Here is a 15,411-nt window from a genome sequence, read left to right as displayed (position 1 = left end):
CTCGTCAGGCCCGCCAGGGCCGACCCGACCGCGAAGACGGCCCAGCCGCCGGCGGCGATCGGCCCCATCCAGGCACCAGCCACCTCCTCACCACCGAGCAGCTCCGCGAGCCGCACCGGCTGGAACATCTCGAAGACGACCATCGCCCCGGACCAGGCGACCTCGGCCAGCATCAGTCCGCGCAGCACGCTGCTGGACGCCACCAGCCGCAGCCCGTCCCGCACGACGACCGGAGCTTCCTTGGCCGAGCTGACGGCGCGACGCAAGCCCGACGTGTCCAGGTGCTCGGCATCTCGAGGCTCCTTGAGCAGCAGCACCACCATGACGAGATGCAGCACGGACAGCGCCGCAGCGCACGCCACCGGGAGCCACAGGGCGGACCGTCCGCTGACGGGGTGCCAGGCGATCAGGCCGCCCGAGACGAGGGCGCCGACCGCGATCGAGACGCCGACGACCGTTCCCTGCGCGGCGAGGGCGCCGTCGACGTCGGCCTCCGGCTCCGTCGCGTGCACCGTGTCGACGAACCACGCCTCGAGTGGCCCGGAGTCGAGTGCCCGGAACACCCCCGTGAGGACCGCCGCGACCACGAAGGTCGCGAACGACTGCGCCGCGAGGAGGGCGACCGAGGACAGCACCCCGAAGACCGCGGAGGCCACGTAGACCGGCCGTCTCCCGAAGGCGTCCGCGAAGCCCGATGTCGGCAGCTCGAGGAGAAACACGACGATGCCGGTGAACGACATCGCGACGGCCGCCTGGCTGATGGTCAGGCCTCGTTCGAGGAACCACAGCATGAAGATGCCGACGACGAGCCCGATGGAGAGCCAGCGTGTGGCGGACAGGGTGAGGAAGACCCGTCGGGCGCTCGCGGGACCGAGGACGGCCGTCATGAGCGCGAGTCCGTGGCCGGCGGGCGCTCGAGGTCGAGCGGGTAGAGGAAGGTGTAAGCGGCGATCCGGCGGGCCCGTGGGTTGCCTTGGCCGACCCGCCGGTATCGCGCCACCACCTCGTGGATCTCGTCGCGCATCTCGCGCAGCTGCTCGCTCGTCACGAGGACCATGGAGTCGCTGCTGCCGCACGCGTCCTGCCACTCCGCCGGCCACGTCATGGAGACGTTGAGCCACTTGTCGTACTGCTCGCCGAAGTGCCGGGCGTAGTCGTGCGAGAGCCAGTTGAGCGCGGTCTCGCTGTCCTCGTCGCCGGCGAAGTCGCTCGGATACCAGGAGTGCGCCTCGGTGCTGGCCCGCCACAGGCGGCGCTTGCCCTCGCCCTCGCCGGTGTCCTCGACGAGGCCGACGGACTCGAGCTTGCGCAGGTGGTAGCTCGTCGCACCGGTGTTGGTGCTCAGTGCGGTCGCGAGCTGGGTCGCCGTGGCGGGCCCGCCGATGCGCAGCTGGCTCAGCAGTCGCGAGCGGAGCGGGTGGGCGAGGACGCGCAGGCTCTCCGGGGTGAGCCAGATGTTGGTGGGAGAGTCGCCGAGTGCAGCCATAGTGTGCACAATACCTCTGCACATTTTCTTTGCACAACTCTTTTGGACGTATGCCGCTGGGCTGGGTTTGCGCAGGTCAGCGGGCCTTTTCGAGGTGGCTGGCCGCGATTTGGGTGGGCCACGGTGAACCCGTAACATTGATGAGGTTGTGCAGCAGGCGCCTGCGAACCCAGCCGACCCGACGAGGGTGGCGGGCGACGCGGGCCGAGCCCAGCGGCATACGGCATTATTTCGACAGCAAAGGCAGACTCCATTGCGCACGTACACCCCGAAGCCCGGCGAGGTCACTCGCACGTGGCACGTCATCGACGCGACCGACGTCGTGCTCGGCCGTCTCGCGAGCCAGGCTGCGGTCCTGCTCCGGGGCAAGCACAAGCCGCAGTTCGCGCCGCACGTCGACACCGGTGACTTCGTCATCATCATCAACGCCGACAAGGTCGCCCTCACCGGCGCCAAGCTCGAGCAGAAGAAGGCCTACCGCCACTCCGGTTTCCCGGGCGGCCTCAAGACCACGAGCTACACCGAGCTGCTCGCCAAGAGCCCCGAGAAGGCCATCGAGAAGGCCGTCCGCGGCATGCTCCCGAAGAACTCGCTGGCCCGCCAGCAGCTCTCCAAGCTCAAGGTCTACCGCGGCGCGGAGCACCCGCACGCGGCCCAGAAGCCCGTCCCGTTCGAGATCACCCAGGTCGCGCAGTAAGCGCCCCGCGCTCCTGACTGAGCACTGACTGCGTAGAAAGAGAAGCACGTGACTGACATTGTGAACGAGGACGTCCTCGACACCGACGAGCCGGAGCTGACCGAGTACACCTCGGAGTCCTCCGCCGGCGAGGCCGGCGAGCCGAAGCGGGCCCGCGAGGTCTCCGTCCCCGGTGCCGCCACCGGCCGCCGCAAGCAGGCCATCGCCCGCGTCCGGATCGTCCCGGGCACCGGCGAGTGGAAGATCAACGGCCGCACCCTCGAGGACTACTTCCCCAACAAGGTGCACCAGCAGATCGTCAAGGAGCCGCTGACGCTCCTCGAGCTCGACGGCTCCTACGACGTGCTCGTGCGCGTCCACGGCGGTGGCCCCTCCGGCCAGGCCGGTGCCGTCCGTCTCGGCGTCGCCCGCTCGCTCAACGAGGTCGACACCGAGCTCAACCGCCCGGCGCTGAAGAAGGCGGGCTTCCTGAGCCGCGACGCCCGCGTCCCCGAGCGCAAGAAGGCCGGTCTCAAGAAGGCCCGCAAGGCTCCGCAGTACAGCAAGCGCTGATCCTGCAGCAGCACCACGACGAAAGGCCCCGAGTGCCACTCGGGGCCTTTCGCCTGTGACGGGGGAGTAAGTTCTCCTTGGCGCCGTGCGTTCCCCCGCGTTCACCCACCCTCCACCTTCGCTCCATCGGCGCCCGTACGAAAGGCACAACCAACGTGGCTCGACTCTTCGGCACGGACGGCGTCCGTGGGATCGCCAACCAGGACATCACGGCGGAGCTCGCCCTCGACCTGTCGGTCGCTGCGGCGCACGTGCTCGGAGAGGTCGGCGAGTTCAACGGGCATCGACCGGTTGCCGTGGTGGGGCGTGACCCCCGAGCCTCGGGAGAGTTCCTCGCGGCGGCCACGACGGCCGGGCTGGCCTCGGCCGGGGTCGACGTGCTCGACGCCGGGGTGCTGCCGACGCCGGCGATCGCCTACCTCGTCGCCGCTCAGGGCGCCGACCTCGGGGCGATGCTCTCGGCCTCGCACAACCCGATGCCCGACAACGGCATCAAGTTCTTCGCCCGCGGTGGGCACAAGCTCGCCGACGAGCTCGAGGATGCCATCGAGCAGCGGATGGGCGAGGAGTGGCAGCGGCCGACCGGCGCCGACGTCGGCCGGATCCGGACGCTCTCGGACGGCGCGGACCGCTATGTCGCGCACCTGCTCTCCGCGCTGCCGCACCGGCTGGACGGCCTGCACATCGTGCTCGACACGGCTCACGGCGCCGCCTCGGTCGTGGCTCCTCGCGCCTTCTCCGAGGCCGGTGCGCAGGTGACGGTCATCGGCAACGAGCCGGACGGCATCAACATCAACGACGGCTTCGGCTCGACGCACCTGGGTCGACTGCAGGCCGCCGTGGTCGAGGTGGGCGCCGACTTCGGGCTCGCGTTCGACGGCGACGCGGACCGCTGCCTCGCGGTCGACGCCGCGGGCCAGGAGGTCGACGGCGACCAGATCATGGCGATCCTCGCCCTTTCGATGAAGGAGCAGGGCGTCCTGCGCGGTGACACCCTCGTCGCGACAGTGATGTCCAACCTCGGCATGGTCCAGGCGCTCGGCGCGGCCGGCATCAAGGTGCTCCAGACGGCCGTCGGCGACCGCTACGTCCTGGAGGGCATGAAGGACGGCGGCTACTCGCTCGGTGGCGAGCAGTCCGGCCACGTCGTCATGCTCGACCACGGCACCACCGGCGACGGCACGCTCACCGGGCTCATGATCGCCTCACGCGTGGCCGAGACGGGGCGCAGCCTCGCCGACCTCGCTGGCGTGATGCAGCGCTTCCCGCAGGTCCTCATCAACGTCAAGGGCGTCGACAAGAGCCGCCTCGAGGCGTCCACCGTCGTCACGGACGCCGTCCGCCTGGCCGAGGCCGAGCTGGGGGCGTCCGGGCGCGTGCTGTTGCGCAAGTCGGGCACCGAGCCGGTGGTCCGCGTCATGGTGGAGGCCGCCGACGGCGACCAGGCCCACCTCGTGGCCGGACGCCTCGTCGACGTCGTCAAGGCCGAGCTGGCGTTGTAGGCAGACCCAAGCAGGTCGTATGCCGCTGGGCTGGCTCGCGCGGTCCGGCTCAGCCCCCCAGATCCACCATCACGAGGGTCATCCGGCAAGCGGTCTCGGCGACGAGCGCGTGCGATGCGCCGGGCGCCAGGTAGATGAGGTCACCGTCGGTCATCACGTGCTCGGTGCCGTCGACGGTGAACCGCATCCGGCCACTGACGAGCTGCACGGCCACGGCTCGTGGCGACGTGTGCTCGGTGAGCAGCTCGCCGGCGTCGAAGGTGAACTGGACGATGCGCATCACGTCGTTGGTGACCAGGACCCGGGAGGTCGTCGACTCGGCCACGACCGGGAGGGCGTCGGCCAGATCGAGGTGCGCGGAGGACTCTGAGACGGGGGTCAGCTTTGCCATGTCGTGAGCGTAGGACTGCGCACCCAGGCCGACCAGGCACCCTCCCGACCAGGCTGTGAGCGCAACCGTGAAGGGTGGGTCCGTCGGTCGGTCTGGTTGAGCGGCGTTTTGACTTCACCGCATCGAAGTTCCTACGGTCGAGGGCCAGTGCTTCCCGTAGGCGCTCTCTCACGAGCCCTCACTCCTCGCCCTCTCTACCAGAAGGAGACCACGCATGCGCGTCAACGCTTATGCAGCCCCGGCGGCCGGAGAGCCCCTGGCCCCGACCACCATCGAGCGCCGCGACGTCGGACCCAACGACGTCCTCATCGAGATCCAGTACGCCGGCATCTGCCACTCCGACATCCACACCGTCAACGGCGACTGGGGGCCGCAGCCCTTCCCCGTGGTGCCCGGCCACGAGATCGTCGGCACGGTGACCGAGGTCGGCGCCGACGTGACCAAGCACCGGGTCGGTGACCGCGTCGGCGTCGGGTGTCTCGTCAACTCGTGCGGTGAGTGCACCAACTGCCGCAACGGCGACGAGCAGTACTGCCTCGAGGGGTCGGTCCCCACCTATGCCGGCACGGACCGCGACGGCACCACGACGCAGGGCGGCTACTCCACCCACGTGGTCGTGGATGCGGACTTCGTGCTGTCCGTGCCGGCCGCACTCGATGCGGCCGCTGCGACGCCACTGCTCTGCGCCGGCATCACGACGTACGCCCCGTTGCGCAAGTGGGGCGCGGGCCCGGGCACGAAGGTCGCCGTCGTCGGGCTCGGCGGGCTGGGGCACATGGCGGTCAAGATCGCCCACGCGCTCGGCGCGGAGGTGACGGTCCTGTCCCAGTCCCTCAAGAAGCAGGAGGACGGGCTGCGCCTTGGGGCGGACGACTACTACGCCACCTCGGACCCCGACACGTTCAAGCAGCTGCGCGGCCGCTACGACCTCATCATCAACACGGTGAGCGCACCCATCGACGCCGATGCCTACCTCGGCCTGCTGGCCGTGGACGGCACACTTGTCAACGTGGGCGCCCCACCGGAGCCGCTCAGCCTCAATGTCTTCTCGCTGATCGGGGCGAGGCGCTCCTTCGCCGGCTCGATGATCGGGGGCATCGCGCTCACGCAGGAGATGCTGGACTTCTGCGCCGAGCACCAGATCGGCTCAGAGGTCGAGGTTATCCCGGTGGAGCAGGTCAACGAGGCCTACGAGCGGGTCCTCGCCTCGGACGTCCGCTACCGCTTCGTCATCGACGCCAGCACCTTGTCCTGAGGTCTGTCCGCGGGCCCGGCTGCCGGCTCCAAACCGGTGGCCGGGTCGCCGCGCCGTCTCTAGGGTGTCGAAGATGTCTGCAATGAGCCACTTGGTGGAGCTGGCGGTCGACGAGATGAGGACAGCCCTGGCGCCGGCCACGGACCGAGACTGGGACGTGCCCGCGGGCCGCCTCGAATGGAGCTGTCGAGAGACAGTTGCCCATGTCGCCGACGACCTGTTCTCCTACGCGTCGCAGGTGATCGCCGAGCCGGCCGACTCCTACCTCCCGATTGAGGCCGTCATCGATCCACACGCCACGAACGCCGACAGCCTCCTGGCCGTGGCGATGTGCGGCCGACTCCTTCGCATCGCGGTGGACTCGGCGCCGCCCGATGCGCGCGGCTGGCACCCGCACGGGACCTCCGATCCGGACGGGTTCGCCGCGATGGGCGTCGTCGAGGTCCTCGTGCACACCCACGATGTGACCACCGGGCTGGGTCTCGAGTGGTGGCCACCCTCCGCGCTCAGCGCTCCGGTCCTTCGACGGCTGTTCCCCTTGGCGCCGTCAGGTGACGCCGCAACGGTGCTCCTGCACGTCACTGGTCGACGGGCCCTGGTCGGGCACGAGCTGCCCACGAGCTGGTCTTGGGACTCCTCAGTCCGAGTGGCAGACTGACTGGGCATGTCCCTCGCACGCCTGCGCTCCGTGGTCATCGACTGTCCCGCACCTCGCGATCTCGCGGAGTTCTATCGCGACCTGATCGGCGGGGAGGTCACCTCCGCTGAGGACGACTGGGTCGTCCTCGTGGTCGACGGGCTGCGGGTGGCCTTCCAGCTCGCCGAGGACTTCGCCGCCCCGACGTGGCCGAGGGGCGAGCGGCCTCAGCAGTTCCATCTCGACGTGACCGTCGATGACGTCGACGCGGCTGAGCCAGGGGTCTTGGCGTTGGGCGCCAGGAAGCACGACGTGCAGCCAGGGGAGGCCGCCGGTGACACGTTCCGGGTCTACCTCGACCCGGCGGGCCACCCCTTCTGCCTCTGCTGGGACGAGGCCTAGCCTCCTTCTCCGGCACGACGGGACCTCGGCCGTCCCCGCTCGCCTCTAGCACCGGAGTGACGGCCCGCCGGAAGCCATCGCCCACGGCCATCTCGCCGACGGCCCCGTGGCGCTCTTCGCGTCCGATGTGGCAGGGGACGAGCCTTCGATCCGGTGCGAAGACTGGCTGATTGGCTACGAGGAGGAGTGACCGTCGGCGCGGGTGCGTAGGGTCGGGGTCATGCTCGACCCCACCGATGACCCCACCAATACCGACGCTCGGCTGCCCGACGACAACCCGTTCGCAGGCCGCAGCGACCTCCCGTTCTCGCTGCCACCCTTCGACCGCATCAGTCCCGAGCACTACGGCCCCGCTCTCGACGCGGGCATGGCCCAGCACCGCGCGGAGGTGGAGGCCATCGCCGGCAACCCCGAGCCGCCGACGTTCGACAACACCGTCGTCGCGCTCGAACGGGCCGGGGACCTGCTCAGCCGGACGAGCACCACCTTCTTCGGCACGTCCAGCGCCCTGGCCACCCCGCAGATCCAGGCCGTTCAGGAGGAGTACGCCCCCAAGCTCACCGCGCACGCCGACGCGATCCGCCTCGACTCGCGTCTCTACGCCCGCATCCGGGCCGTGCACGACAACGCCGAGCAGCTGGAGGCGCTCGACCCGGAGTCGCGTTACCTGGTCGAGCGCTACCTGACCGAGTTCACCGTGGCGGGAGCGGGGCTCGACGACACCGCGAAGCTCCGGCTGCGCGAGCTCAACGAAGCCCTCGCCACCTTGACGACCCGCTTCGAGAAGCAGCTGCTGGCCGACGCCAACGACCTGGCTGTCCTCGTGGACGACGAGGCCGAGCTCGACGGGCTCAGTCCGGGGGAGGTCTCCGCGGCGGCCGAGGCAGCGCGCGAGCACGGGCACGAGGGGTCCTTCCTGGTCAGTCTCGTCCTGCCGACCAACCACCCGCACCTCGCCGCCCTGACCAACCGGGAGGTGCGTCGCCGGTTGCATGAGGCGCAACGCTCCCGCGGCAGCCGCGGGAACGACCACGACACGCGGGACCTCGTCCTGCAGATCGTGCGGCTCCGGGCGGAGCGGGCCCGGCTGCTCGGCTACCCCACCCACGCCGCCGCGGCGCTCGCCGACTCCACGGCCGGCTCGCCCCAGCGCGTGATGGAGCGCCTGGCCCCGATGGCCCGCGCCGCGGCGGCCAACGCCCGGAGCGAGCAGGCCGCGCTCGAGGCCGAGGCCGGACACCCCATCGAGGCGCACGACTGGGCCTTCTGGTCAGACCGGGTCCGCGCCTCGAAGTTCGACGTCGACACCGCAGCGATGCGGCCGTACTTCGAGGCGGAGCGGGTCCTCCACGAGGGGATCTTCTTCGCCGCGCAGAAGCTCTACGGCCTGACCTTCCACGAGCGGCCCGACCTGCCCGGCTACCACCCGGAGGTCCGCATCTTCGAGGTGCGGGAGGACGGCACCCCGATCGGGCTCTACCTGCTCGACCTCTACACCCGCGACACCAAGAAGGGCGGGGCGTGGATGACCAGCCTCGTCCACCAGTCGACGCTGCTCGGCGAGCCGCACGCGGTCGTCACCAACAACCTCAACGTGCCCAAGCCGGCCGCCGGCGAGCCGACGCTGCTCACCTTCGACGAGGTGACGACGTTCTTCCACGAGTTCGGCCACGCGCTGCACGGCCTGCTGGCGCGGGTCACCTACCCGCATTTCTCGGGCACGCGAGTCTTCCGCGACTTCGTCGAGTATCCGAGCCAGGTCAACGAGATGTGGATCCTCTGGCCCGAGGTCCTGGCCAACTACGCGATCCACCACGAGACGGGGGAACCGATGCCCCAGGACCTCGTCGAGCGGCTGGTCGCCTCCCGCTCGTGGGGTGAGGGTTTCGCCACGAGCGAGTACCTCGCAGCCGCGCTGCTCGACCAGGCGTGGCACGCCCTCGACGTGGAGCAGGCCGCAGCCGTGACCGACGTCGCGGCCTTCGAGCGGCAGGCCCTCGCAGCGGTCGGCCTCGACAACCCGCTGGTTCCGCCGCGGTACTCGACGCCCTACTTCGCGCACACGTTCGCCTACGCCTACGACGCTGCCTACTACGCCTACATCTGGAGCGAGGTCCTCGACGCCGACACCGTCGCGTGGTTCACCGAGAACGGCGGGCTCACCCGGGCCAACGGCGACCACTACCGCCGCTACGTCATCGGGCTCGGGGGTGCCGGCGACCCGCTGGCGTCCTACCGCGAGTTCCGTGGCCGGGACGCCGATCCCCGCCACCTCCTCGAGCGCCGCGGCCTCCTCTGAGGCAGAACACAACTCAGCCGTATGCCGCTGGGCTGGCTCCGCGCGGAGCCGGCCCAGCACCATACGGCCAAGGGGTGGTGTCAGGCGACGGGGTTGAGCAGGCCCGTGTCGACGTCGTAGACGAAACCGGCGATCTGGGTGCTGGCGGGGATCAACGGGTGCGAGCGGACCTTCGCCAGGTCCTCGCGCAGCTTCTGCTCCTGGTCGTCGATGACCCCGAAGCTCTGCCACGACGCGTCGACCCCGGACAGCTCGGTGATCCGCTGGCGCAGCTCGTTCTCGGAGAACTTCGTCATCGCGCAGCGCGTGTGCGGGACGACGAGGATCCGCTTGACGTTGAGCAGGTGCGTGCCGAGGACGAGCGCCTCGAGCGCCGCCTCGGTGACGCGGCCGCCGGGGTTGCGGAAGATCTTCGCGTCGCCCGGCTTGAGCCCGACGATCCCGAGCGGGTCGATCCGCGAGTCCATGCAGGTGACGATGGCGACACCGGCCTGGGCGATGCCGTCGAAGCCGCCGAGGTGGAAGTCGTCGGCGTAGCGCCGGTTGGCGTCCAGCAGGTCGTCGAAGCCGTCGGGGGCAGAAGTGTTGTCGGTCATGGTGTCCTCACTCGAGTCCGGGTCGCTTGGTGATCGTGAAGGCCATCGGCTTGCTGACCTCGGCGAAGAAGTCGTTGCCCTTGTCGTCGACGACGATGAAGGCGGGGAAGTCCTCGACGTCGATCTTCCAGACCGCCTCCATGCCGAGCTCGGGGTACTCGAGGACCTCGACGTGCTTGATGCAGTCCTGGGCGAGGCGGGCAGCGGGGCCGCCGATCGAGCCGAGGTAGAAGCCGCCGTGGGCGGCGCAGGCGTCGGTGACCTGCTTGCTCCGGTTGCCCTTGGCGAGCATGACCATGGAGCCGCCAGCCGCCTGGAACTGGTCGACGTAGGAGTCCATCCGCCCTGCGGTCGTCGGGCCGAACGAGCCGGATGCCATGCCCTCGGGCGTCTTGGCCGGGCCGGCGTAGTAGACCGGGTGGTCCTTGAGGTACTGCGGCATCTCCTCGCCGCGGTCGAGGCGTTCCTTGATCTTCGCGTGCGCGATGTCGCGGGCGACGACGAGCGGGCCGCTGAGGGACAGGCGCGTCTTGACGGGGTGCTTGCTCAGCTCGGCGAGGATGTCGGCCATCGGCTGGTTGAGGTCGATCTTGACGACGACGTTCTTGCTCGTCGAGGAGACGCCGATCGCCTCGTCCGCATGCTCGCCGAGGCCCTCGTGCGTCTGGTCCGGCAGGAACCTTGCCGGGTCGGTCTCGAGCTGCTCGATGAAGACGCCCTCGGGCGTGATCTTGCCGAGCACCTGGCGGTCCGCGGAGCACGAGACGGCGATGGCCACCGGCAGCGAGGCGCCGTGGCGGGGGAGCCGGACGACGCGCACGTCGTGGCAGAAGTACTTGCCGCCGAACTGCGCACCGATCCCGAACTGGCGGGTCAGCTCGAGCACCTTCTCCTCGAGCTCGGTGTCCCGGAAGCCGTGGCCGGTCACCGGGTCACCCTGCTTGGGCAGCGTGTCGAGGTACTTCGCTGACGCGTACTTGGCCGTCTTGAGGGCGAACTCGGCGCTCGTGCCGCCGATGACGATGGCGAGGTGGTAGGGCGGGCACGCGGCCGTGCCGAGCGAGCGCAGCTTCTCGTCGAGGAAGCGCAGCATCGCCTCCTCGTTGAGGATCGCCTTCGTCTCCTGGTAGAGGTAGCTCTTGTTGGCCGAGCCGCCGCCCTTGGCCATGAAGAGGAACTTGTAGGTCGTCTCGTGCCCCGGTGCGGTGTCGGCATAGAGCTCGACCTGCGCGGGCAGGTTGGACCCGGTGTTCTTCTCCTCCCACGTCGTCACCGGCGCCATCTGCGAGTAGCGCAGGTTGAGCCGGGTGTACGCGTCGTAGACGCCCCGGCTGATGGCGCGCTCGTCGGTCCCCTCGGTGAGGACCTGCTGACCCCGCTTGCCCATGACGATCGCCGTGCCCGTGTCCTGGCACATCGGCAGCACGCCGCCCGCCGCGATGTTGGCGTTCTTGAGCAGGTCGAGCGCGACGAACTTGTCGTTGTTGCTCGCCTCCGGGTCGTCGAGGATGTTGGCGAGCTGCTGCAGGTGCGCGGGCCGCAGGTAGTGCGCGATGTCGTGCATCGCCGTCTCCGTCAGCAGCCGCAGCGCCTCGCCGTCCACCTCGAGGAACGTGCGCCCACCGGGCCCCTCCACCGTGCGCACCCCCTCCGTCGTCAGCAGCCGGTACGGCGTCTCGTCGCTGCCGACGGGCAGCAGGTCCTCGTAGGCGAAGTCGGCCACGGAGGCGTCCTTTCTCGGGTCGTGCGGGAGGGCTGGAAGGCCACAGCAGTATGCCGCTGAGCTCAGCGGCATACGAAAGTCCCCTCCCAGCCTAGTTGGGTTGGGAGGGGACTCGCGTGGCTGGGTCAGCTGGTGAGCGTCAGCCCTTGACGGCGCCGGAGGTCATGCCGCGCACCATGAAGCGCTGGAGCAGGACGAACACGAGCATCGGGATGACGATCGAGATGAACGCCCCAGCGGTCAGGAGCTCCTGGCCCTGGCCCTGCGTGCCGAGGAGCTGCTGGAGCTTGACGATGACCGTCGTGTTGGCGCTGTTGAGGAACAGCTTCGCGACGAGCAGGTCGTTCCACACCCACAGGAACTGGAGCGTGGCGAACGCGGCGATGGCCGGGATCGACATCGGCGCAACGAGCTTCCAGAACGTCTGGAAGTGGGTCGCCCCGTCGATCTTCGCCGACTCGACGACACTCGTCGGCAGCGTGCTCATGTAGTTGCGCAACACGTAGATGCACAACGGCATGCCGAAGCCGGTGTGCAGCAACCAGACCCCGATGTAGCTCCCCGAGATGCCCAGGCCGCGCGGGCCGAGGATGTCGAGCATCGGCTGGAAGGCCACCTGGATCGGCACCACCATGACGGCGATGATCAGCAGGAAGAAGAACTCCTTGAACGGGAAGTCCATGAACGTGAACGCATACGCCGCGAAGGCCGCGAACATGATCGGGATGATCGTGGCCGGGATCGCGACGACGATGCTGTTGATGAACCCGGTCGAGAAGTCCTGGCCGGTCCACACGCCGCTGTAGTTGCTCGTCGTCCAGTCCGTCGCGAACGGGTTGAAGAGCGCCGACCACCAGCCCGATGTCGCGGCGTCGTCGCGGCTGCGGAACGACGTCACGAGCAGGCCGAGCGTGGGGATCGACCACAGGATCACGAGCAGGGTCATCACGACGATCGAGAACGGGCTGAGCGGCCGTCCGTCCTTCATCAACCGGCGGCTCATCGGTTTGCCTCCTCGTTGCGGAAGTGCCTGATCTGGTACCAGATCAGCGGGATCACCGCGATGAGCAGGACGACGACGATGGCCGTCGCCTGACCCGCCTCGCTGGCCGCGAACAGCTTGTTGAAGAAGAGGTTCGCGATGACGTTGGTGCCGTAGGACCCGTTGGTCGTCACGTAGACGATGTCGAAGATCTTGAGCACCGTGATGAAGACGGTGACGAACACCGTGATGATCGTGCCCTTGATCTGGGGGATCACGACCTGCCAGAAGATCTGGAACTCGCTCGCCCCGTCGATCCGGGCCGCCTCCAGGGTGTCCTCCGGGACGCCCTTGATCGCCGAGGACAGCAGGACCATGGCGAAGCCGGCCTGGAGCCAGATGAGGATCACCATGAGCAGGATCGAGTTGAGCTTGGCCGTCTCGATCTGCAGCCACACCTGCGGACTGCCGCCCAGCCCGGTCCAGATGGCGTTGAGCAGACCGATCTGCTCCTGCCCCGGGTTGTTGTAGGCGTAGATGAGCAGCCAGATCGCCGAGGCGCTGACTGCCGAGATCGCCATCGGCAGGAAGATCAGGCTCTTGGCGAGCTTCTCCCCGCCTGCTGAGAGCTTGTCCGACAGCACCGCGACGACGACGCCGAACGCGACCACGACGGCCGGCACGATGAGCAGCCACAGGATGTTGTTGACGATCGACTGCCGGAACTCCGAGTCGCCGAAGATCGTCTGGTAGTTCTGCAGCCCGACGTATGCAGTGCTGTCGGAGTTGGCGAACGAGTAGTTGATCGTCTGGAACGTCGGATAGATCAACATCAGGGCCACGAAGAAGAGGCCCGGGAAGAGGAACACGTAGGGAATCACGCCCTGCGACAGGCGGCCCGGCAACCCCTCGACGAACATGTTGAGGAAGAAGAAGAGCACGGCCGCCCCACCGACGCCGCCGACAATGGCGAGCAGCCCGATGACGATCTTGTGGCCGAACCACTCCGGGTAGTAGCTGAACGCGAGGAAGAGGTTCGCGAGGAACCAGACGACCGCGACCATCCCGACGATGCCGATGAGGATCTTGACGGGCTGGGTCTGGCCGACGTTCTCCGGGCCCTCCACGCTGCGATCCGGCGGCTGCGCCTCCTCGTTGATGACCTTCGGGATTGCGGTGCTCATGACTTCGGCCAGCTGGCTTCGATGTTGTCGGCCGTCTCCTTCGAGGACTGGCCGTTCTCCCACTTGACCATCTCGGTCCAGAAGGTGCCCGACCCGACGGCCTTGGGCATCACGTCGGACCCGTCGAAGCGGAAGACGTCGGCCTCGGCGGCGAACTTGGCCACGGCGCGCGTGATGTCGTCGGGGTAGTTCGAGTCGTCGAAGGTTTTGTGCGGCGAGAGCCACCCGCCGGCCTTGGCCCACTCGGCGCCGAACTTGTCCGAGGTCAGGAACTGCATGACCTTCTTCACGTCCTCGTCATTGCCGTTGAAGACGGCGGCGAGGTCAGCGCCACCCAGCATCGGCTGGCCCTCGAACCCACCCTCGAACGGCGGGTAGACGAAGATGCCGACCTGGTTCTCGAGGTCCTCGAGCACCGGCTTGGGGTAGAACGAGAGGACGAAGTTGCCCTGGCGCTCCATCATGCACTTCGGCGGCTTGTCGAAGGAGGGAAGCGCCGCCTTGCCGAAGGCAGTGCTCAGCACGCCCTTCGGACCACCGAGGACCATCGTCTCGTCCTTGGCGATCTTGGCGAACTCGTCGAAGCTCTTGACGATGCGCTCGTCGTTGAACGGGATCCGGTGCGAGGTCCAGTCGTCGTAGACGTCGGGGCCCCACATGCGCAGGACGAGCTCCTCGATCCAGTCCGTGCCGACCCAGCCGGTCGCCTGGGCCGACTCCCAGCCCATGCACCACGGTGCGATGCCGTCGGCCTTGATCTCGTCGGCGACCTTCTGCAGCTCCTGGATGGACTTCGGCTCCGTGTTGTAGCCGCCTGCCTCATAGGCCTGCTTCGGGTACCAGACGAAGCTCTTGGCCGCGAGCCGCATGGGCGCCGCGTAGACCCGACCCTTGTAACGGGCCGAGTCGAGCAGACCGGGGATCAGTGTCGAGTCGAGGCCGTCGTAGTCGAGGAAGGTGTCGATCGGCTGCACCTTGCCCTGGCCGGCGAACTCGAGCAGGCCGCCCGGCTGGGGGAAGAGACCGATGTCGGGGGAGTCGCCCGAGTTGACCTTCTGCTTGATCGTCGTGGTGAAGTCCTGGTCGGCGGTGTACTGGATGTCGATGCCGCTCTCCTGCTCCCAGGCAGTGAGGGACGCCTCGAAGGCCTTCTGCTCCCCGCCACCGAAGGCCCCGAGGATCGTCACCTTCTTGTCGCCGTCCGGGCTGCCGCCGTCGACGAACCCCCCGAGCCCGGCGCCGCCCGCCCCGCCCGTGGGGTTGGGGTTCTGGAGGCATCCGGCGAGGAAGGTCATGGCAATCGCCATTCCCCCCGCCAGCACGACTCGTTTACGGATACCGCTCATTCGCCACTCCTCGCCGTGAGTTGTGCCTTCCGGACGTCTGTGTCCGTGACGTGAGTCACCTCACCTGTGTCATTCCTACCCCGTGGCGAGGGCCGAAACCAGTAGGAGTGGAGGAAACGTTGCCAAGCGGTTGCCAGCGGGCGCACCAGACGGCAAAGGGCCCCCGGCGAACCGGGGGCCCTTCAGCTTCGCCAGGAGGCGCTCAGGCGCGTTCTCTGGCGCCCGAGCCGAATCGGCGCTCCGGGCCTCGCTCGTTCCTCGCTCGTTTCCTCACGCCTTGGCTCAGGCGCGTTGTCTGGCGCCTGAGCCGAATCGGCGCTCCGGGCCTCGCTCGTTCCTCGCTCGTTTCCTCACGCCTT

At 68.6% G+C, this 15,411-nt stretch carries 15 protein-coding genes; 7 read left to right on the top strand and 8 right to left on the bottom strand.

Going from position 1 to position 15,411, the window contains the following annotated elements:
• Together OO014_RS18325 and OO014_RS18320 are read right to left on the bottom strand one after the other, a co-directional pair.
• On the bottom strand, positions 1 to 887 hold an 887-nt coding region (locus tag OO014_RS18325), incomplete at its 3' end, for an MFS transporter (RefSeq protein WP_272463770.1).
• The gene (locus OO014_RS18320; RefSeq protein ID WP_272463769.1) at positions 884 to 1,486 is read right to left on the bottom strand and encodes a winged helix-turn-helix domain-containing protein; all 603 of its coding nucleotides are present in this window, start codon (positions 1,484 to 1,486) and stop codon (positions 884 to 886) included. The genes OO014_RS18325 and OO014_RS18320, both read right to left, overlap by 4 nt.
• A gap of 253 nt (positions 1,487 to 1,739) precedes the next feature.
• Between OO014_RS18320 and rplM the strand changes: the two genes are divergently transcribed.
• From rplM to glmM, 3 genes are all read left to right on the top strand, one after another.
• Positions 1,740 to 2,183, top strand: a complete 444-nt coding sequence (gene rplM / locus OO014_RS18315) for a 50S ribosomal protein L13 (protein ID WP_272463768.1) — start codon at positions 1,740 to 1,742, stop codon at positions 2,181 to 2,183.
• Positions 2,184 to 2,231: 48 nt separating this feature from the next.
• Positions 2,232 to 2,735, top strand: coding sequence for a 30S ribosomal protein S9 (gene rpsI, locus OO014_RS18310; RefSeq protein ID WP_272463767.1), 504 nt, complete (start codon positions 2,232 to 2,234; stop codon positions 2,733 to 2,735).
• Between the two features lie 155 nt (positions 2,736 to 2,890).
• On the top strand, positions 2,891 to 4,237 hold the full coding sequence (glmM, locus tag OO014_RS18305; RefSeq protein ID WP_272463766.1) for a phosphoglucosamine mutase: 1,347 nt from the start codon (positions 2,891 to 2,893) through the stop codon (positions 4,235 to 4,237).
• 49 nt (positions 4,238 to 4,286) lie between these two features.
• Here the strand turns inward: glmM and OO014_RS18300 are convergent, their stop codons facing one another.
• Positions 4,287 to 4,628, bottom strand: a complete 342-nt coding sequence (locus OO014_RS18300; RefSeq protein WP_272463765.1) for a cupin domain-containing protein — start codon at positions 4,626 to 4,628, stop codon at positions 4,287 to 4,289.
• A 214-nt stretch (positions 4,629 to 4,842) separates the two neighbouring features.
• Here OO014_RS18300 and OO014_RS18295 point away from each other — a divergent pair, with 214 nt between their 5' ends.
• The 4 genes from OO014_RS18295 (at position 4,843) to OO014_RS18280 (ending at position 9,221) form a co-directional block, all read left to right on the top strand.
• On the top strand, positions 4,843 to 5,883 hold the full coding sequence (locus OO014_RS18295) for an NAD(P)-dependent alcohol dehydrogenase (protein WP_272463764.1): 1,041 nt from the start codon (positions 4,843 to 4,845) through the stop codon (positions 5,881 to 5,883).
• Positions 5,884 to 5,965: 82 nt separating this feature from the next.
• Entirely contained in the window at positions 5,966 to 6,541 is a 576-nt protein-coding gene (locus tag OO014_RS18290; protein WP_272463763.1) for a maleylpyruvate isomerase N-terminal domain-containing protein, read from the top strand.
• 6 nt (positions 6,542 to 6,547) lie between these two features.
• On the top strand, positions 6,548 to 6,922 hold the full coding sequence (locus tag OO014_RS18285; protein ID WP_272463762.1) for a VOC family protein: 375 nt from the start codon (positions 6,548 to 6,550) through the stop codon (positions 6,920 to 6,922).
• A gap of 220 nt (positions 6,923 to 7,142) precedes the next feature.
• A complete protein-coding gene (locus OO014_RS18280; RefSeq protein ID WP_272463761.1) occupies positions 7,143 to 9,221 on the top strand; it encodes a M3 family metallopeptidase in 2,079 nt (692 codons plus the stop codon).
• Positions 9,222 to 9,301: 80 nt separating this feature from the next.
• Here the strand turns inward: OO014_RS18280 and OO014_RS18275 are convergent, their stop codons facing one another.
• The 5 genes from OO014_RS18275 to OO014_RS18255 form a co-directional block, all read right to left on the bottom strand.
• Entirely contained in the window at positions 9,302 to 9,817 is a 516-nt protein-coding gene (locus tag OO014_RS18275; RefSeq protein ID WP_272463760.1) for a beta-class carbonic anhydrase, read from the bottom strand.
• 7 nt (positions 9,818 to 9,824) lie between these two features.
• Entirely contained in the window at positions 9,825 to 11,540 is a 1,716-nt protein-coding gene (locus OO014_RS18270) for a fumarate hydratase (RefSeq protein ID WP_272463759.1), read from the bottom strand.
• A gap of 139 nt (positions 11,541 to 11,679) precedes the next feature.
• Positions 11,680 to 12,543, bottom strand: coding sequence for a carbohydrate ABC transporter permease (locus OO014_RS18265; RefSeq protein WP_272463758.1), 864 nt, complete (start codon positions 12,541 to 12,543; stop codon positions 11,680 to 11,682).
• Positions 12,540 to 13,706 carry a carbohydrate ABC transporter permease gene (locus OO014_RS18260; protein ID WP_272463757.1) on the bottom strand — a complete coding sequence of 389 codons (1,167 nt, stop codon included), beginning with the start codon at positions 13,704 to 13,706 and terminating at the stop codon, positions 12,540 to 12,542. The genes OO014_RS18265 and OO014_RS18260 overlap by 4 nt, the downstream gene beginning before the upstream one ends.
• Positions 13,703 to 15,052: an ABC transporter substrate-binding protein gene (locus OO014_RS18255; protein ID WP_272463756.1), complete on the bottom strand. Its 1,350-nt coding sequence runs from the start codon at positions 15,050 to 15,052 to the stop codon at positions 13,703 to 13,705. The genes OO014_RS18260 and OO014_RS18255 overlap by 4 nt, the downstream gene beginning before the upstream one ends.
• Positions 15,053 to 15,411 lie beyond the last annotated feature (359 nt).

Source organism: Intrasporangium calvum, assembly GCF_028446585.1.
In the GTDB taxonomy this organism is placed as follows: Bacteria; Actinomycetota; Actinomycetes; order Actinomycetales; family Dermatophilaceae; genus Intrasporangium; species Intrasporangium calvum_A.
Note: the sequence above shows the minus strand (reverse complement) of the source record. Positions and strands in the feature narration are given on the sequence as shown.